Source organism: Rhodoferax sp. UBA5149 (genome assembly GCF_002413825.1).
Classification (GTDB): Bacteria; Pseudomonadota; Gammaproteobacteria; order Burkholderiales; family Burkholderiaceae_C; genus Rhodoferax.
In genome coordinates this window covers 1-18,046 of the sequence record NZ_DHXT01000103.1, presented here as the reverse complement: position 1 = coordinate 18,046, position 18,046 = coordinate 1, and the positions used below count along the sequence as shown (strand labels likewise).

17 protein-coding genes are annotated in these 18,046 nt (G+C 60.9%); 11 read left to right on the top strand and 6 right to left on the bottom strand.

Annotated elements, in window-relative coordinates; genetic code table 11:
- On the top strand, positions 1-429 hold a 429-nt coding region (locus tag B3V69_RS09425), incomplete at its 5' end, for a YlqF/YawG family GTPase (RefSeq protein WP_422662608.1).
- 24 nt (positions 430-453) lie between these two features.
- On the opposite strand, the gene B3V69_RS09420 is transcribed toward B3V69_RS09425, so the two are convergent.
- The gene (locus B3V69_RS09420) at positions 454-741 is read right to left on the bottom strand and encodes a 2Fe-2S iron-sulfur cluster-binding protein (RefSeq protein WP_296445931.1); all 288 of its coding nucleotides are present in this window, start codon (positions 739-741) and stop codon (positions 454-456) included.
- A 168-nt stretch (positions 742-909) separates the two neighbouring features.
- On the opposite strand from B3V69_RS09420, the gene B3V69_RS09415 reads away from it, so the two are divergent.
- Positions 910-1,836, top strand: a complete 927-nt coding sequence (locus tag B3V69_RS09415) for a DHH family phosphoesterase (RefSeq protein ID WP_296445929.1) — start codon at positions 910-912, stop codon at positions 1,834-1,836.
- Between the two features lie 2 nt (positions 1,837-1,838).
- On the opposite strand, the gene B3V69_RS09410 is transcribed toward B3V69_RS09415, so the two are convergent.
- Positions 1,839-3,218: a ribulose-bisphosphate carboxylase gene (locus B3V69_RS09410; protein ID WP_296445928.1), complete on the bottom strand. Its 1,380-nt coding sequence runs from the start codon at positions 3,216-3,218 to the stop codon at positions 1,839-1,841.
- A 165-nt stretch (positions 3,219-3,383) separates the two neighbouring features.
- Between B3V69_RS09410 and B3V69_RS09405 the strand changes: the two genes are divergently transcribed.
- Positions 3,384-4,151: a ParA family protein gene (locus B3V69_RS09405; RefSeq protein WP_296445925.1), complete on the top strand. Its 768-nt coding sequence runs from the start codon at positions 3,384-3,386 to the stop codon at positions 4,149-4,151.
- 69 nt (positions 4,152-4,220) lie between these two features.
- On the opposite strand, the gene B3V69_RS09400 is transcribed toward B3V69_RS09405, so the two are convergent.
- Complete coding sequence (locus B3V69_RS09400) at positions 4,221-5,132, bottom strand: LysR family transcriptional regulator (protein WP_296445923.1); 912 nt, start codon at positions 5,130-5,132, stop codon at positions 4,221-4,223.
- A gap of 140 nt (positions 5,133-5,272) precedes the next feature.
- Between B3V69_RS09400 and B3V69_RS09395 the strand changes: the two genes are divergently transcribed.
- The 7 genes from B3V69_RS09395 (at position 5,273) to B3V69_RS09365 (ending at position 12,672) form a co-directional block, all read left to right on the top strand.
- Positions 5,273-6,040 carry an HAD-IA family hydrolase gene (locus tag B3V69_RS09395; protein ID WP_296445921.1) on the top strand — a complete coding sequence of 256 codons (768 nt, stop codon included), beginning with the start codon at positions 5,273-5,275 and terminating at the stop codon, positions 6,038-6,040.
- A gap of 24 nt (positions 6,041-6,064) precedes the next feature.
- A complete protein-coding gene (locus B3V69_RS09390; RefSeq protein ID WP_296445920.1) occupies positions 6,065-7,183 on the top strand; it encodes a class 1 fructose-bisphosphatase in 1,119 nt (372 codons plus the stop codon).
- 106 nt (positions 7,184-7,289) lie between these two features.
- Positions 7,290-8,165, top strand: coding sequence for a phosphoribulokinase (locus B3V69_RS09385; protein ID WP_296445918.1), 876 nt, complete (start codon positions 7,290-7,292; stop codon positions 8,163-8,165).
- Between the two features lie 70 nt (positions 8,166-8,235).
- Positions 8,236-8,472, top strand: a complete 237-nt coding sequence (gene xseB / locus B3V69_RS09380) for an exodeoxyribonuclease VII small subunit (RefSeq protein WP_296445915.1) — start codon at positions 8,236-8,238, stop codon at positions 8,470-8,472.
- Positions 8,469-9,437, top strand: a complete 969-nt coding sequence (locus B3V69_RS09375) for a polyprenyl synthetase family protein (RefSeq protein ID WP_296445913.1) — start codon at positions 8,469-8,471, stop codon at positions 9,435-9,437. Before xseB ends, B3V69_RS09375 begins: the two co-directional genes overlap by 4 nt.
- A 103-nt stretch (positions 9,438-9,540) precedes the next feature.
- Positions 9,541-11,439, top strand: coding sequence for a 1-deoxy-D-xylulose-5-phosphate synthase (gene dxs / locus B3V69_RS09370; RefSeq protein ID WP_296445911.1), 1,899 nt, complete (start codon positions 9,541-9,543; stop codon positions 11,437-11,439).
- 147 nt (positions 11,440-11,586) lie between these two features.
- Positions 11,587-12,672, top strand: a complete 1,086-nt coding sequence (locus B3V69_RS09365) for a TRAP transporter substrate-binding protein (protein WP_296445909.1) — start codon at positions 11,587-11,589, stop codon at positions 12,670-12,672.
- Positions 12,673-12,831: 159 nt separating this feature from the next.
- Here the strand turns inward: B3V69_RS09365 and B3V69_RS09360 are convergent, their stop codons facing one another.
- Together B3V69_RS09360 and B3V69_RS09355 are read right to left on the bottom strand one after the other, a co-directional pair.
- Entirely contained in the window at positions 12,832-14,616 is a 1,785-nt protein-coding gene (locus B3V69_RS09360) for a TRAP transporter large permease (RefSeq protein WP_296445907.1), read from the bottom strand.
- Between the two features lie 15 nt (positions 14,617-14,631).
- Positions 14,632-15,240: a TRAP transporter small permease subunit gene (locus tag B3V69_RS09355; protein WP_296445905.1), complete on the bottom strand. Its 609-nt coding sequence runs from the start codon at positions 15,238-15,240 to the stop codon at positions 14,632-14,634.
- Positions 15,241-15,455: 215 nt separating this feature from the next.
- Between B3V69_RS09355 and senA the strand changes: the two genes are divergently transcribed.
- Entirely contained in the window at positions 15,456-16,700 is a 1,245-nt protein-coding gene (gene senA, locus B3V69_RS09350; protein WP_296445903.1) for a selenoneine synthase SenA, read from the top strand.
- 69 nt (positions 16,701-16,769) lie between these two features.
- Here senA and yiaY read toward each other — a convergent pair whose 3' ends face one another.
- Positions 16,770-17,987, bottom strand: coding sequence for an L-threonine dehydrogenase (gene yiaY / locus B3V69_RS09345; RefSeq protein WP_296445954.1), 1,218 nt, complete (start codon positions 17,985-17,987; stop codon positions 16,770-16,772).
- Positions 17,988-18,046 lie beyond the last annotated feature (59 nt).

Sequence of the window (18,046 nt, the reverse complement as noted above, 5' to 3'; positions counted from 1 at the left end):
GCCAAAAGCGGCTACAACCTGGCCGCCAGCGGCGCCATCGGCCGCAACGCATTCAACGAAGAAGAGGTGGCGCTGGAGCTGCTGGATTACCTGAAAACCCATTACGCGGGACTGGTGGCGGCGCGTTTCAAGCTGGAGGGTGTGGCCAGCCTGAGCGACGAAGAACTGCTGGAGGCCATTGGCCGCAAACGCGGCGCCCTGCAAGGGGGCAAACGCGTCAACTTGCAAAAAGCGGCGGAGATCGCGATCTATGATTTTCGGGCGGCGGTGATGGGCCGCATCACGCTGGAGACGCCCGAGGAATTTGCCGAATGGCTGGCCGCCGGACAAAAGCTGGATGCGCAACGTCAGGTCAAGAAAGACGCGATTGAGCTCGATCGCAAGATCCGGTTCAAGAAGATTCCGCGTCCCGATTTGCGGTCTTCCTGAAAGACAGGCGCGGCCTCCGAGGGATCAAATTTTCAGGACGAGGTCCGAACATGGAAAAGCGACGCAGGGAAGCACATAGCCCTCGGCCTTTTCCTCCAGACTCAAGCCTGGCCACTCGATGTCATAACGCACCTGGCCGTGCGCCAGTTGCGCTATGCAGGTGCGGCAAGTTCCGTTGCGACATGAGCTGGGCCAATCGATGCCGCCCTGCTCCAGCGAGGCCAGCAGGGGTTGCGTGGACCAGGCATCAAACTGCAGCCCGTCAGGCTCGACACTGGCGATGAAAAATGGCGGAGTTTCAGTGACGTTCATCTCAACATTATATTTTGTAACAAATAGGCCTCTAGCCCCCGTCAATGCTATTTATGTAGCTATAAAATGTATAGCTAAACGCGATAAGCCGTTGACGCACTTTGGCTCCCAGGCCTCCTGAAATTCTAAAATCACTACCCAATACCGTTTCAAAAGTACTGTTCCATCATGAAAACCATTCTTCCCCTGAGCCTGCTTATTGCCCCCGATAAAAAAGACCCGCAGCCGCTGGTCCTCTACCACGGTCGCAACTGCCCGGACGGTTTTGCGTCGGCCCTGGCGGCCTGGCTCTACTACGAGGGTCGGGCGGAGTTTTTGGGGCTGGACCATGGCGACATCAAGTCGGTGGCTGACCTGCCAGCTCTTGAGGGTCGCGCCGTCTACATTCTCGATTTTTCATTCGCACCCGAACTGCTGCGCAGCATTGAGGAACGCGCCGCCAAGCTGGTCATGCTCGACCACCACAAGAGCGCCGCGGACAAGCTGACCGGCTTTTCCTGCCGTTGCGGCATCGTGCACTTCGACATGAACAAGTCGGGCGCGAGATTGGCCTGGGAGTTCTTCCAGCCCGAGCAAGCGGTGCCCGATCTGGTGCGTTTTGTGGAGGACCGCGACATCTGGACGTGGCAATACCCCGAGAGCGCGGGCTTTCTGGCCGCTTTGGACATGGAACCGTTCGATTTTGAACGCTGGAGAGAGATCGCTGCGTTCGATGCGCTTCAGTTGTCCCTCTACATTGAGCGTGGACGCGCCATGGACGAGAAGTTCAGCAAGCTGGCCGTCGACCTCGCCGAGGGCGCCCAGGCTCTCAGCTTCAATGGCGTGAGCGGACTGATGGTCAATGCGCCCGGCGTTTTTCACAGCCTGATCGGTGACATCCTCTCCAGACAGAGTGGCACTTTTGCGCTGATGTGGAGCGCCGACAAAAGCGGCGTCATCAAGGTCGGGCTGCGCTCGCAGCGCAGCTTCAACTGCATCCCCCTGGCCGAAAGCATGCGCGGTGGCGGTCACGCGCAGGCTTGCGGCTTCAAGATGGGGCTGGAGCGCCTGCCGGCGCTGTTGCGCGGAAGCTTGGATGCCCTGATGCCGGCCTGAATTTACCGGCCCACGCCGAGCTTGTCGCGCCAGCCGGGAAACAGCGTGTCGGCGTCGCCGGGGAAGGACTCAAAGGCGCGGGCAAACTCCCGGTGTTCGCGGGCAAATTCGATCGGGTCGGCCCCTGACTTCCAGCATTCATAGGATTGGCGCAGGGAAATGGCACCGGCGGCCGGGCTGTCGACGTGGCCGTAGGCGCCGCCCCCGGCGGTGTTGATCACGTTGCCGTGGCCCAGGTTCTGGAAGAAGCCGGGCAGGCGCAGCGCGTTCATGCCGCCGGAGATGATGGGCGTGGTGGGCTTGACGCCAAACCATTTCTGGAAATAGATCGGGCCTTGACACTCGTCGCGCTCGATCATGTAGGCGATCACCCGGTCGTCACTTTCGCCTTCCATCTTGCCGTAACCCATGGTGCCGACGTGGATGCCCGAGGCGCCTTGCAGGCGGCTCATCTTGGCCAGCACGAAGGCGGTGTAGCCGCGCTTGGCGGAGGGTGAGGTGATCATGCCGTGACCGGCGCGGTGGTAGTGCAGGTACTGGTTCGGGTACTGGCGCCGGGCCGTGGTGATCATGCCGGGGCCGCCGACGAAGCCATCCACCAGGAAGGCCAGCTTGTCGGCATCCGGGCCGAAGGTCTCCAGCGCGTAGTCGGCGCGGGCCAGCATTTCATAGTGGTCGTCGGCCGTGATGTTCATGGAGAACAGCTTGGGCTGGCCGGTCTCGTCCTGGGCGCGCTTGAGTGCGTCGTACACCAGCGGCAGGGTTTTCTTGATCGGGGCGAACACCTGATTGCCCTGCGGTTCGTCGTTCTTGATGAAGTCGCCACCGAGCCAGAACTGGTAGGCGGCCTGGGCGAATGGCGCCGGACGCAGACCGAGCTTGGGCTTGATGATGGTGCCGGCGATGTAGCCGCCGTTGACCACCGGGCGCCCCAGGATGCGCCACAGGTCCGAGATGTCTTTCGCCGGGCCGTCAAACATCTGGATCACGCGCTCGGGCATGTAAAAGTCGATCATTTTGGCGTGCGCGATGTCGCCCATGCCCTGGTTGTTGCCGATCACCAGGGTCAGGAAGGACACCAGCATGAAGCGGCCATCGGTCATATTGCGATCAAACAGCTCCAGCGGATAGGCGATGCGCAGGTCCTCGGACGCTTCGTCGATGTGATAAACCAAGGCGTCCACGCCCTTGGTGAAATCGTCGGTGGTGGAGACCTCGACGTTGGTGCCGGTGGAGGACTCGGCGGCAAAGTGGGCGGCCGCTTCCAGGTAGCCGTGGCCCGGTTTGGGCTTCATCGTGTAGGCGACCAGAATGTGGCGGCCGCCCTGGATCAGCTCTTCTTCCCTCAGGCTCAGGTCGGCGTAGCGCTTGGACTGGTCCATGTGAACTCTCCGGTAGTGTGGCGATGAGTCGGACTATAGGGAGGCTTATTCATAATGAAAACTAAAATAAATTTCTTTGTTCATCAGTTTTTAATGATGTGATGAAGCCGGGCACAATCGGGTTGTCCATCTGTTCAATCGTCCACCCGCACAAGGAGCCGTGTCATGCCGCTTGTCGTTTTTAACCAAAAAGGGGGGGTCGGCAAGTCCACCATCACCTGCAATCTGGCGGCCATCAGTGCCAGCCAGGGCCTGCGTACCCTGGTGATCGACCTGGACCCGCAGGGCAATTCCAGCAGCTATTTGCAAGGCAGCCAGGCGAGCGAAGATCAGCCCACCGTGGCCGGATTTTTTGAGCATTCCCTGAGCTACAGTTTTCGCACCGTGTTGCCCAGCGAGTTCATCGTGGCCACGCCGCACGAGGGGCTGGACCTGATGCCCTCGCACCCGGGCTTGAACGAACTGCAGGCCAAGCTGGAGTCGCGCCAAAAAATCTACAAGCTGCGCGAGGCCCTGCGGCAACTGGCCAATGACTACGACCGCATCTACATCGACACGCCGCCCGCGCTGAACTTTTTCACCCGCTCGGCCCTGATCGGCGCCAGCGGCTGCCTGATCCCGTTTGACTGCGACGACTTTTCCCGCAAGGCGCTCTACACCCTGATGGACAACGTGCAGGAAATCCGGGCCGATCACAACCCCGATCTGGTGGTGAAAGGCATCGTCGTCAACCAGTTCCAGACGCGTGCCAACCTGCCCCAGCGCATGGTCAACGAGCTGATCGAAGAAGGCCTGCCGGTGCTGCAGCCCTATCTGCCGTCCTCGGTCAAGATCCGCGAATCCCACGAGCAGTCACTGCCCATGATTTACCTCGACCCCAACCACAAGCTGACCCAGGCGCTGGTGGCTTTGCATGAGGTGTTGGAGGGCTAGGATTTCTCAATTCCGGCCTATTGCCTGGCGCAAGCGTGCGGCTGATATTCAGCGCTGAGCGTTTCAACATCAACTCCACGAATCCATCAAACCGCCCCCCTGCTCGATCAGGAATTCCTTGAAAGCACGGGCCACCGGGGACAGTTTTTTGTGGCTCAGGTGCGTGATGTACCAGTCACCCATCACGGGCAGGCCTTCAATGTCCACCAGTGCGATGTGGCCGCTGGCCAGTTCATGGCGCACCGTGCGCAGCGACAAGAAGCTCAGGCCCATGCCGGCCATCACGGCTTGCTTGATGGTCTCGTTGCTGGGCATTTCCATCACCACCTTCATCGGCATCTGGTGCTCGGCAAACAGCCGCTGCATCGCGGCACGGGTGCCCGAGCCTTCTTCACGCACCACAAAGCCGTAGTCAGCCAGGGCGGAAAACGGCAAGTGCTTGCGTCGCACCAGGGCATGGTCGGGCGCCGCCACGATGGCCAGCGGGTTGCTGGCAAAAGACGTGGCTTCGCAGTCCAGGTGGGCAGGCGCGCGGCCCATCACCACCAGATCGGCCTCGTTGCGCGCCAGCAGGCCCAGAATGTTTTCGCGGTTGTCGATCTTGAGCTGGATGTCAATGCCCTGAAACAGCTTGCCAAAGCGCACCAGCAGCATGGGAATGAAGTATTTGGCGGTGCTGACCACGGCTAGGTCGATGCGGCCCTTGGTGAGACCGACATGCTCGGCCATCAGGGCTTCCAGGTCTTTGAGCTGGCCCATGGCCGCAATCGCGTGCGTCAAAAAGGCCTCGCCGGCATGAGTGAGCTGGATGTTGCGCCCGGCGGGCTCGATCAAGGGCACGCCAAACGCATCTTCGAGCTGGCGGATTTGCATCGACACGGCGGGCTGGGTGACAAACAGCCGCTCCGCCGCCTTGGACACCGAGCGCTGGCGCGCCACTTCCATGAAGGTCTGGATTTGTTTCAGGGTGTAGGGGCGCATGGGAAATTTCTGTATTTCATCAGCTTGAACTGATGATTTTTTAATAAAACGTGATTTGAGTTTATGAGTTAAGGCGTTTAAAGTAAATCGACCTTCACGCACGGATGAAGCCCATTTCTCAATCACCTTGAAAGAAGCCCATGTCTGCCAACACCCTTCAAGCCCTGATTTTTGATGTGGATGGCACGCTGGCCGACACCGAAAGCGCACACCTTGCCGCCTTCAACCACGCCTTTGCCGAGCTCGGCCTGGGGTGGGCGTGGGACGAGGCGCTCTACACCGAGCTGCTCAACATCTCGGGCGGCAAGGAGCGCATCCTGCATTACTGGAAAACGGCTCAGCCGGCGCTGCGCGAGCTCGAAGCCATGGCCCTGCAAGACACGGTGAACCGGCTGCACGAGATCAAGACCGCCGCCTACGAGAGCGCGGTCAACAGCGGCGCCGTCGGTTTGCGCCCGGGTGTGCTCAGGCTGATAAACGAGGCCCTGGCCCAGGGTCTGCAATTGGCGATTGCCACCACCACCTCACCGGTCAATATTGCGGCCTTGCTGCGGCGTGCGATGGGCTCGGACTGGCGGCTGAACTTCTCGGCCATTGGCGACGCCTCCAGCGCGCCGCTTAAAAAACCGCATCCGCAGGTCTATCTGCAGATGCTGGCCGCGCTCCAGTTGTCGTCGGCGCAATGCCTGGCGTTTGAAGACTCCAGCAACGGCTTGCGCGCGGCTGCGGCCGCCGGGCTGGCCACGGTGATCACGCCCACGCGCTACACCGCGCAGCATGACTTCTCCAGCGCGATGCAGGTGCTGCCCGATCTGAGCCAGCTGGATCTGGCGCAATTGCGTCTCTGGTTTGAAGCGAGTCCGCGCACGGCAGGCGTTGCCGCCACCTCGGCCCGCGCCGAACACTGAAGCAAGAAATCCGAAAGAACCACCATGCCACTCACCCATCGCTCGCACCGCTCGACCCTGACCCAGTTCCTGATCGAGGAACGCCGTCGCTTCCCCGGCGCCAGTGGCGATTTCAACGCCCTGATTCTGGACGTGGCGCTGGCCTGCAAAGCGATTGCCCGCGCCGTCGCCCTGGGCGAACTGGGCGGCGTCATGGGCAACCATGCGGACGAGGCCGGCGACTCGGTCAACGTGCAGGGCGAGACGCAAAAAAAGCTCGATGTGCTGAGCAACGAGGTTTTCATCCGGCGCACCGAATGGGCCGGTCATCTGGCGGGCATGGCGTCGGAAGAGATGGACTTGCCGTACCAGATTCCGGGGCAGTACCCGCGCGGCAAATACCTGCTGGTGTTTGATCCGCTGGATGGCTCCAGCAATATCGACGTCAACCTCTCGGTCGGCAGCATCTTCTCGGTTCTGCGCGCCCCCCAGGACGTGGTGGACAGCGGACCCGAGCCGCAGCGCGATGTTGCCGAGGCCGATTTCTTGCAACCCGGCAGCAGCCAGGTGGCCGCCGGTTACGCGCTGTATGGGCCGACCACCATGCTGGTGCTCACCGTGGGCGATGGCGTCAACGGTTTCACACTGGACCCGAACCTGGGCGAATTCATGCTCACGCACCCCAAGATGCAGATTCCGCAAGACACCCACGAGTTCGCCATCAACGCCTCCAACAGCCGGTTTTGGGAGGCCCCGGTCAAGCGTTATGTGGATGAATGCCTGGCGGGCCAGACCGGGCCGCGCGCCAAGGACTTCAATATGCGCTGGATCGCCAGCATGGTGGCCGAGGCGCACCGCATTCTCATGCGCGGCGGCGTCTTCCTGTACCCACGCGACACCAAGGACCCGACCAAGTCGGGCCGTTTGCGCCTGCTGTACGAGGCCAATCCGGTGGGCTGGATCATGGAGCAGGCCGGTGGCCGCGCCAGCACCGGCGAAAAACCCATGCTGGGGGTGCAGCCGAGCTCGCTGCACCAACGCATCGGCCTGGTGTTTGGCTCCAAAAACGAGGTCGAGCGCATCGAGCGCTACCACGCCGAGCCGGTCCGGGCCGAAGCGGCTAACCCGCTGTTTGCCGAACGCAGTTTGTTCAGAAGCCAATAGCTTGGGCCCTCATTTGTTTTGCTATTAATTTAATAGCAGCTTACGCAATGTGAACGGGGGCTAGCGGCCTGTTTTATATAAATTATCAACTTCATGAGAGGCCACCATGTCTGAACGCCATCCCATCATTGCCATCACCGGGTCGAGCGGCGCCGGTACCTCCTCGGTCACGCACACCTTCGAGAACATCTTCCGCCGCGAGAAGGTGAATGCCGCCATCGTCGAAGGCGACAGCTTTCACCGCTTCGACCGCCAGGACATGAAGGCCCGGGCCGCCGAGGCCGAGGCCGCCGGCAACCATAACTTCAGCCACTTCGGGCCGGAAAATAATCTTTTTCCCGAGCTGGCGCAACTGTTTCACGACTACGCGGCCACCGGCACCGGTAAGCGCCGCAAATACCTGCACGACAGCGAAGAGGCGGCCCCGTACCAGCAGCAGCCCGGCACCTTCACCGCGTGGGAGGACGTACCGGCCGACACCGACCTGCTGTTTTACGAAGGCCTGCATGGCGCCGTCGTCACGCCCGAAGTCAACATCGCCCAGCACCCGGACCTGCTGATCGGCGTGGTGCCGGTCATCAACCTGGAGTGGATCCAGAAGCTGTGGCGTGACAAGTCCAAGCGCGGCTACAGCACCGAGGCGGTGACCGACACCATCCTGCGCCGCATGCCCGACTACGTGAACTACATCTGCCCGCAGTTCATGCACACGCACGTGAACTTCCAGCGCGTGCCGATGGTGGACACCTCCAACCCGTTCATCGCGCGCGACATCCCGTCGCCGGATGAGAGCATGGTGGTGATCCGTTTTGCCAACCCCAAGGGCATTGATTTCCAGTACCTGCTCAACATGATCAAGGACTCATTCATGTCCCGTGCCAATACCGTCGTGGTGCCTGGCGGCAAGATGGAGCTCGCCATGCAACTGATCTTCACGCCCTTTGTGTGGCGCATGATGGAACGCAAAAAACGGGCGTCCTGAAAGCCTTTGGCGCATTTTTCACCCCAGCGCCTAAAATCAGACTTTTTTGACCCACGGAATTTCCCGCCCTATGGCTTCTGCCCCCCGTCCTGTTGTCCTTGCCCCGGTCAGTTTTGAGGCCGCTCAGGAAGAGCTTGAACAGCTGGTTGCCCGGCTGGAGTCGGGCGACTTGCCGCTGGCGCAACTGCTCACCCAATACCAGCGTGGCGCTGAACTGCTCAAATTTTGCCGTGACCGGCTGGAAGCGGTCGAGGATCAGATCAAAGTGCTGGATCAAGGCGTGCTTAAAACGTGGACACCCGAGTGAAAATTGAGACCCCCTTTGATCTGGGTGCCTGGAGCGCGGCGCATCTGGACCGTGTCGAGCGCGCGCTGGAGCGCTGGGTAACCGCCGAGGCCCCCGCCGGTGTGGACCATGGCGCGCCCGCCGAGCTGGTCGAAGCCATGCGCTACGCCGTGCTGGACGGCGGCAAGCGGCTGCGCCCGCTGCTGGTCATGGCAGCCTGGGAGGCGGTCAGTGGCGAGACGGCGATGGCCGGGCATGACGAAGCCGCGCTGCGCGCTGGCCATTGTGAGGCGGCGTTGCGCGCCGCGTGCGCCGTGGAACTGATTCACGCCTATTCGCTGGTGCATGACGACATGCCGTGCATGGACAACGATGTGCTGCGCCGCGGCAAGCCGACGGTGCATGTGAAATTTGGCGAGGCCAGCGCCCTGCTGGCCGGCGACGCCTTGCAGGCCTTGGCGTTTGAATTGTTGACGCCTGAGATGGATGAAATGCCGGCAGCGCAGCAGGCGCGCCTTTGTCGCCTGCTGGCGCGGGCCGCTGGCAGCGCCGGCATGGCAGGCGGCCAGGCGATTGACCTGGCCAGCGTCGGCGTGGCCCTCAGCGAGAGCCAGTTGCGCGACATGCACCGCCTCAAGACCGGTGCCCTGTTGCAGGCCAGCGTGATGATGGGGGCCGCCTGTGGCGATGCGCCCAACGTGGCGCAAGCGGCGCTCGGCCGGTATGGCGCGGCCATCGGCCTGGCGTTTCAGGTGGTGGATGATATTCTGGACGTGACGGCAGACTCTGCTACGCTGGGCAAAACGGCCGGCAAGGACGCCAGCCAGGACAAGCCCACCTATGTCTCGGTGCTCGGACTGGAACGCTCGGCCGCGCATGCCCAGGAGTTGTTGGGCCAGGCGCTGGCGGCGCTGGCGCAGAGTGGTTTGCGCCACACCGAGGCACTGCAAGGGCTGGCCGAGATGGTGGTGAACCGTTCGTGCTGAAACGGCACTCTGAAACAAAACCGGTCTGGCCGTAACGAATATTAGGAAAATAGCCATCTAGCCCTTATGTAATAAGCGCTGACAGCTATAAAAAACATAGCATATGCCGAACAAGTTGTACCCCTTGCTGCAAACCATCAATGACCCCGCCGATCTGCGGCGCCTGCCCCGCGCACAGCTGGACACGCTGGCCGCCGAGCTGCGTGCGTATGTGCTCGACAGCGTCTCGAAAACCGGGGGGCACCTGAGCTCCAACCTCGGCACGGTGGAGCTCACGGTCGCCTTGCACTATGTGTTCAACACCCCGCATGACCGTGTGGTGTGGGATGTGGGCCACCAGACCTACCCGCACAAAATCCTGACCGGACGGCGCGATCGCATGGACTCATTGCGTCAGTTCGGTGGTTTGAGCGGTTTTCCGCAACGCGCGGAAAGCGAATACGACGATTTCGGCACGGCCCATTCCAGCACCTCCATTTCAGCCGCTTTGGGCATGGCGCTGGCGGCCAAAATCAAGGGTGAAGAGCGCCGCGCGATTGCGATCATCGGCGACGGCGCCTTGACGGCCGGCATGGCCTTTGAAGCGCTCAACAACGCCGGTGTGGCCGACTGCAATCTGCTGGTCATCCTGAACGACAACGACATGAGCATCAGCCCGCCGGTCGGCGCGCTGAACCGTTACCTGGCCAAGCTCATGAGCGGGCAGTTTTATGCCACCGCCAAGAACGCAGGCAAGACCGTGCTCAAGGGCGCGCCACCCCTGTTTGAGCTGGCCAAGCGCATTGAAGAAACCGCCAAAGGCATGGTGGTGCCCGCCACGCTGTTCGAGAAGTTCGGCTTCAATTACATCGGTCCGATCGACGGCCATGACCTCGATTCGCTGATCCCCACGTTGGAAAACATCAAGCACCTGACCGGCCCGCAGTTTTTGCACGTGGTCACCAAAAAAGGCCAGGGCTACAAGCTGGCCGAAGCCGATCCGGTGGCCTACCACGGTCCGGGCAAATTTGACCCGGCCATCGGCCTGCAAAAGCCCAGCACGCCGCCGCAGCAGACCTTCACCCAGGTGTTTGGCCGCTGGCTGTGCGACATGGCCGCGCATGACCCGCGTCTGGTCGGCATCACCCCGGCCATGCGCGAGGGCTCGGGCATGGTGGAGTTTGAAAAACGCTTCCCGGCGCGCTTCTTCGACGTGGGCATTGCCGAGCAGCACGCCGTGACCTTTGCCGCCGGCTTGGCCTGCGAGGGCCTGAAGCCGGTGGTGGCGATTTACTCCACCTTCCTGCAGCGCGCCTATGACCAGCTGATTCACGACGTCGCCATTCAAAACCTGCCGGTCGTGTTTGCGCTGGACCGGGCCGGGCTGGTCGGCGCCGATGGTGCCACCCATGCGGGGGCCTACGACATTCCCTATCTGCGCTGTATTCCCAACGTCAGCCTGGCCTGTCCGGCGGACGAAAACGAGTGCCGCCAGCTGCTCTGCACCGCGTTTGCGCAGGCGCACCCGGTGGCCGTGCGTTACCCGCGCGGCGCCGGTGCCGGCGTGCCGGTGCAAGCGGGCCTGGACGCGCTGCCCTTTGGCAAGGGTGAAATCAGGCGCGCCGGCAAAGGCGTTGCCATCCTGGCCTTTGGTACGCTGCTCTATCCCGCGCTGGAAGTGGCGGACAAGCTCAATGCCACCGTCGTCAATATGCGCTGGGCCAAACCGCTGGATACTGAACTGCTGCTTCAAGTGGCGGCTGAACACGAAGGCCTCGTCACGCTGGAAGAGGGCGCCATCATGGGGGGCGCCGGCAGCGCCGTCAGCGAAGCGCTGCACGCAGCCGGGGTGGTCAAGCCACTGCTGCAACTGGGCTTGCAGGATGAATTCATCGAGCACGGGGACCCCATCAAATTATTGGCTCTGCAGGGTCTGGACGCTGCCGGTATTCAGGCCTCAATCCTCAAACGGTTTGCGGCGCTGCTGGAGTCCGGGCGCCCCGCACTCAAAGTGGTGGCCTGAAGCGGGTTCACGCCTTCGGTCCAGCAAGGGAAAACCCCCCGCATCGTGGGTCGCGCACATCCTACAATCCGCTGTGACTGTTATCGGTCATCGTTGTGCGTATCCGCATGGCGAGATGTTCAATCAATTACTCCAGGAGTGAACTCAATGGATCGTCGTTCTCTAATCAAGCACGCAGGCATTGCGGGCGTATTGGCGGCTGCTGTCGCACCCGCGGTACATGCACAAGGTGCAAATGTTCGCTGGCGCATGGCTTCCAGCTTTCCGAAATCCCTCGACACCATTTTTGGTAGCGCAGAGATGTTTGCCAAGACGGTCAAAGCGCTGTCGGGTGGCAAGTTTGAAGTGTCGGTGCATGCCGCCGGCGAATTGATGCCAGCGTTTGGCGTGGTGGATGCGATCCAGAATGGCACGGTCGAGATGGCCCAGACGGCGTCCTACTATTTCACCGGCAAGGACCCCATTTTTTCCTTCGGTTGTGCCGTGCCTTTTGGCCTGACCGCCCGCCAGATGGATGCCTGGATGGAACATGGCAATGGCCGCAAGCTGATGGACGCGTTTTACGCCGCGTACAACATCAAGAGCCGCAGTGCGGGCAATACCGGCACGCAGATGGGCGGCTGGTACCGCAAGGAAATCAAGACCGTCAGTGACTTGAAGGGTCTCAAAATGCGCATGGGCGGTGGGATTTTCGGTGAGGCCATGCAGAAGCTGGGCGTTGTGCCGCAGAACATGCCGGCCGGTGACGTGTACCAGGCACTTGAAAAAGGCACGCTCGACGCTGTCGAGTTCGTAGGTCCCTACGACGACCAAAAACTGGGTTTCAACAAGGTCGCGCCTTTCTACTACTATCCCGGCTGGTGGGAAGGCGGCGCAGAGTTGGAGTTTTTCATCAATACCAAAGCCTATGCGGCACTGTCACCGGAATTCCAAGCGATTGTTGACGCGGCAACCGCTGTGGCGGCCCGTGACATGACGGCCAAGTACGACGCCTTCAACCCGATTGCTTTGAAGAAGCTGGTTGCCGACAAGACTCAGCTCAAGCCATTTTCGAAGGAACTCATGGATGCCGGCTTCAAGGCCTCGATGGAAGTGTTTGCTGAGCACGAAGCCAAATCACCCGAGTTCAAGAAGATTCACCAGGACATGCGTGCATTCCAGCGTGACCAGTTGTTGTGGGCGCGTTTTTCTGAGTTCCGTTACGACAGCTACATGGCCACCGTCAAGCTGTAATCGGTTCTTTTCGCGTTTTTAAAACAGCCTCGCTTCGCGGGGCTTTTTTTTGACGGTTGATTCGTTTTTGTTGGCCATGAAACAGACAATAAAAAAGCCCCGCAGATGCTGCGGGGCTTGCGCCGGTTTGCCGCAAACAGGTGCGCGGCAGACAAGGCGCTATTTCTTTTTCATCGACTCCTGAAGCGCCTTCAGCGGGTCGTCCTCGACGGGAGGGGCATCGCTGCTTTTGGCCGATGCTGGGCCGGCTGCTGCGTCTGGCGTGCCATCGAACGGATTTTCTTGTCCGATCGAGTCGGGCATGCTGGCTTCCATTTCGATGCGGACCTTGTCCAGGTCGAACACCTCCTTTTTGTCCAGTCCGCTTGAGACGATGCCCGGGAAGGCAATGATCAGGCCGACCATGATGATCTGAATTATCACAAAGGGCACGGCGCCCCAATAGATCTGCATGGTGGTGACCGGCTGGATCAGCTTCTTGGTGAGCTTGTCGGCGTATTCCTTTGCCGGTGCGACGCTGCGCAGGTAGAACAGGGCGAAGCCAAAAGGCGGATGCATGAACGATGTCTGCATGTTCACGCCCAGCAAGACGCCGAACCAGATCAGGTCAATTCCCATCTTCTCGGCCACCGGCGCCAGCAAGGGCACGACGATGAACGAGAGTTCAAAGAAGTCCAGGAAAAACGCCAGGAAGAAAATCAGCAGGTTGACCGCAATCAGGAAACCCACCTGTCCGCCGGGGACCGAGGTCAACAGGTGTTCCACCCATTTTCCGCCGTCAACCCCTTGAAACACCAGGCTGAAGACGGTCGAGCCGACCAGGATGAACACCACAAAACTCGACAGTTTGGTGGTCGCGGTCAGGGCCTGTTTCAGCAGCTTGATGCTCAAACGACCCCGGCTCATGGCCATGATCAAAGCGCCCATGGCTCCCATCGCACCGCCTTCGGTGGGCGTCGCCACCCCCAGGAAAATGGTGCCCAGTACCAGAAAGATCAGCAGTAGCGGGGGAATCAGCACAAAGGTGACGCGCTCCGCCATGCGTGACAACAGGCCCAATCGGGTGGCCTTGTTGATCAACGCCATCACAAATGCCAGCGTCACGCCGACGCACAGTGACACCACGATAGTTTCATCGGTGGCCACGGTCAATACTGCTTCACCCTTGAACCAGCTCACGACTTGGGCGTAGTGTTGTCCCAGGTACACCGCCACCGCGGTAGAGACGATAGTCAGAATCAGCAGCGAGCGCAGGCCACTTTTGCCATTGTCTTCACGGATGGTGCGTGCTTCGGGTGGCAAGGCAGGCACCCAGGCCGGGCGAATAAAGGTCAGCAGCACCACGTAGCCGACATAGAGGGCGGTCAGGGCAAAGCCGGGGATGAAGGCGCCTTTGTACATTTCACCCACGCTGCGACCCAGTTGGTCGGCCAGAATGATCAGCACCAGCGAGGGCGGAATGATCTGGGCCAGCGTGCCCGAGGCTGCAATGACACCGGAGGCGACCCGGCGGTCATAGCCATAGCGCAGCATGATGGGCAGCGAAATCAGGCCCATCGAAATCACGGAGGCCGCCACCACCCCGGTGGTCGCGGCCAGCAAGGCACCCACAAAAATAACGGCAAAGGCCAAGCCCCCGCGCAACGGGCCAAACAGCTGGCCGATGGTGTCGAGCAAATCTTCGGCCATGCCACTGCGCTCCAGTATCAAGCCCATCAGCGTGAAGAAGGGAATGGCCAAGAGCGTGTCGTTTTGCATGATGCCAAAGATGCGCAGCGGCAGGGCCTGCATCAGCGCTTCGGGCAGGAGGCCCAACTCAATCCCGACAAAGCCGAAAAACAGGCCGCAGGCACCCAGGCTGAACGCCACCGGAAAACCCATCAGCAGGAAAACAATGAGTCCCCCGAACATGATGGGGGCGATGTTGTGAATCAGAAATTCCATTTATGTCTCCCTGGATCAGACCGCGTGATTCTTGGCAGCTTTGGCTTCAGCCAGCTGGAGAATGGCTTCTGCCAGTTCTTCTTCTGCGGTTTTTTCAACCTTCTTGTTCGTTGGATCTTCGATCAGACCCTGCAAAAACGCGAGGCGCTTGATGATTTCAGACAGTCCTTGCAGCAGCAGCAGGCCAAAGCCCAGCGGCATCATGGCGTACACCGGCCAGCGAATCAGTCCCCCGGCGTTGGACGACATTTCGCCGGAGTGAAAGCCCTTGAGGAAGAAGGGAACGCTGAACCACAGGATGGCGACGCAAAATGGCAGCAGGAAGCAGGTGAACCCGAATATATCGATCCACGTTTGCGTGCGCTTGGACCAGTGGCTGTAGATGACGTCGATCTTGACGTGTTCACCATTGAGCAGGGTGTAGGCCGAGGCCAGCAAAAATGCGGCTGCAAACAGATACCACTGCGCTTCAAGATAGGCGTTGGAGCTCACGTTGAATGTCTTGCGCACGATGGCGTTCACGGCGCTGATGACCGTGGAGGCAAGAATCAACCAGATCACATATTTGCCAATCAGGCTGTTCAGCCTGTCGACCGCCTTTGAGAGTTTTAGAAGCGCATGCATGGTGTCTCCATCATTAGAAAATTGCGAAATAGCGGACCACCGCGATCTGGAAGCGTGTGCTGCAAGCGAACAGTTTTCGAGCTAGGAGCGTAACGTGTTACGACTGAGAGAAACCTGGCGATCCGATGTTTTTGGTTTAGGGTAAACACTGAGAAGTGTCTCGAAGGCAAGGCCCGGGCGGTGCTGGGCTAAGGCAATAATCACGGTCATACATCATGCTTAATATACCTTCTCTTTCCATCGATTCGCCTGACATGCGCCGGGCCGGACGTGACCTTCTATCTCTGGCCCTGATGGACGCGCGCAACCATACGCTGCATTGGATGGGGCAGTACGAAACAGCCTTGGGCGCCTCCCATTTTGCGGTGCCCTGCGCCCCGGAGCTCAACCCACCCTTGTGGGAGCTCGGGCATGTCGGCTGGTTCCAGGAATACTGGATCGGACGCAACCTGCAGCGACAGCTCGGGCGCCGCTGCGACCCCTCTGCGACCCGTCTGGCGTCGATCGAGCCACAGGCCGATCGGTGGTGGGATTCGGGCCAGGTGGCGCACGACAGCCGTTGGGCGCTGGCCCTTCCGGACGTGAGCAGCATCAAAACCTACCTGCTCGACACGCTGGAGTCCACCCTGGAGCTGCTGGAAAAGACGCCAGATGAGGATGACGCCCTGTATTTTTACCGCCTGGCCCTGTTTCATGAGGACATGCACGGCGAGGCCCTGATTTACATGGCGCAAACCCTCGGTTTAGCCCTGGAGTTGAAGACGCCTGGCCCTGGGACGGTGCGCGAACCTTTGCTGCTGCCGGCCACGCGCTGGCAACTGGGCAGCGCGGGTAGCAGCGGGTTCACGTTTGACAACGAGCGCGCGCCGCATGAGGTCCAGGTGCCCGAGTTCGAGATTGACGCGCAGACCGTCACCTGGGCACAGTTTGTCGAGTTCGTGGATGACAGTGGCTACGATCGTCCCGAGCTGTGGCAGCCTGAGGGCTGGCAGTGGTTGCAGGAAAAAGCCGCCGATGAAGGCCGCCGCGGCCCACGCTATGTGGACCAGATCGGTGTGGCCAGCGGCGCGGTGATGCAAACCCGTTTTGGCACGGCGCGGCGCATGCTGGGCGGCCAGCCCGTCATGCACGTGAGCTGGTGGGAGGCCGACGCCTGGTGTCGCTGGGCTGGCCGGCGTTTGCCGGCCGAGGTGGAATGGGAAGTAGCGGCGCACAACGCCGGTCGGCGTGGCTTTCGCTGGGGCGATGTGTGGGAATGGACCGGGACCACCTGTCAACCCTACCCCGGATTTTCTGCCGACCCCTACCGCGACTACTCGGAACCCTGGTTTGGCACGCACAAGGTGTTGCGCGGCGCCTCGTTTGCCACCCGCGACCGTATGAAAAACCCTCGGTACCGCAACTTCTACCTGCCCGGGCGCGACGACATCTTTGTCGGGTTTCGGTCATGCGCGCTTTAACGGGCAGGCTTGCTCAACGCCGCCCGCTTCAAATCACTGAACACCGGTGACGGCGTCGTGCCCACGGCGTCAGGCAGCCACGGTTTCGAGAGCGGCCTTGCCATAGGACTGGCCTGCATCAGCCGGAGTCGGTGCAGTCATCGCGCCACGGAAGATGCCTTCGATGTCAGCCTGGCTGGCCTTGCGCGGATTGGTCAGGCCGCAGGCATCCTGGAGGGCGTTCGTGGCCAGCAAGGGAATGTCTTTTTCTTTCACACCCAGTTCGCTCAGGCTGGCTGGAATGCCGATGTCCACCGAAAGTCGGCGGATGGCGGCAAGGCAGGCCTGGGCGCCGGTCGCCGCATCCATGCCCTCGACGACCACGCCCATGGCACGCGCCACATCGGTGAGGCGGGCGGCCGAGGTTTGCACATTGAACGCTTCCACGTGCGGCAGCAGCAGGGCATTGCACACGCCATGCGGCAGGTCGTAGAAGCCGCCGAGCTGATGCGCCATCGCGTGAACGTAACCCAGTGAGGCGTTGTTGAACGCCATGCCGGCCAGGAACTGTGCGTAAGCCATTTGCTCGCGCGCCGGCAGGTTGTCGCCGTGCGCTACGGCCGTGCGCAGGTTGCGGGAGATCAGTTCGACCGCCTTCAGGGCGCAGGCGTCGGTGATGGGGGTGGCCGCGGTAGACACATAGGCTTCCACGGCGTGGGTGAGTGCATCCATGCCGGTGGCGGCGGTCAGGCCCTTGGGCTTGGCCAGCATCAGTTCCGGATCGTTGACCGACATGATGGGCGTCACGTTGCGGTCCACGATGGCCATTTTGATGTGCCGCACTTCATCGGTGATGATGCAAAAACGGGTCATTTCGCTGGCTGTACCGGCCGTGGTGTTGATAGCCACCAGCGGCAGCTGCGGTTTGGCGGAGCGGTCCACTCCTTCGTAGTCGGCAATTTCGCCGCCATTGGTCGCACACAGTGCAATACCCTTGGCGCAGTCGTGCGGAGATCCTCCGCCCAAGGAAATGACGAAATCACACTGGTGTTGCTTCAGCTGGGCCAGTCCGGCCCTGACATTGCCAACCGTCGGGTTGGGCTGGGTACCGTCGAACACCACGGACTGGATCGACTGCGCTGCCAGCAGCGACTGGATACGGGCCGCAACACCGAGCTTGCTGAGGACATGGTCCGTGACGATGAGGGCTTTGCGAAAGCCGTGACCGCGAATGGTCTGAACGGCTTCCTGCAGGCAGCCTGCGCCCATGACGTTGACGGCGGGCATGAAAAAAGTGGTAGACATGATGAAATCTCCTGGGATCGGAATCGGTGAAAGAAATGGACTAGTACATCAACACGCAAGTT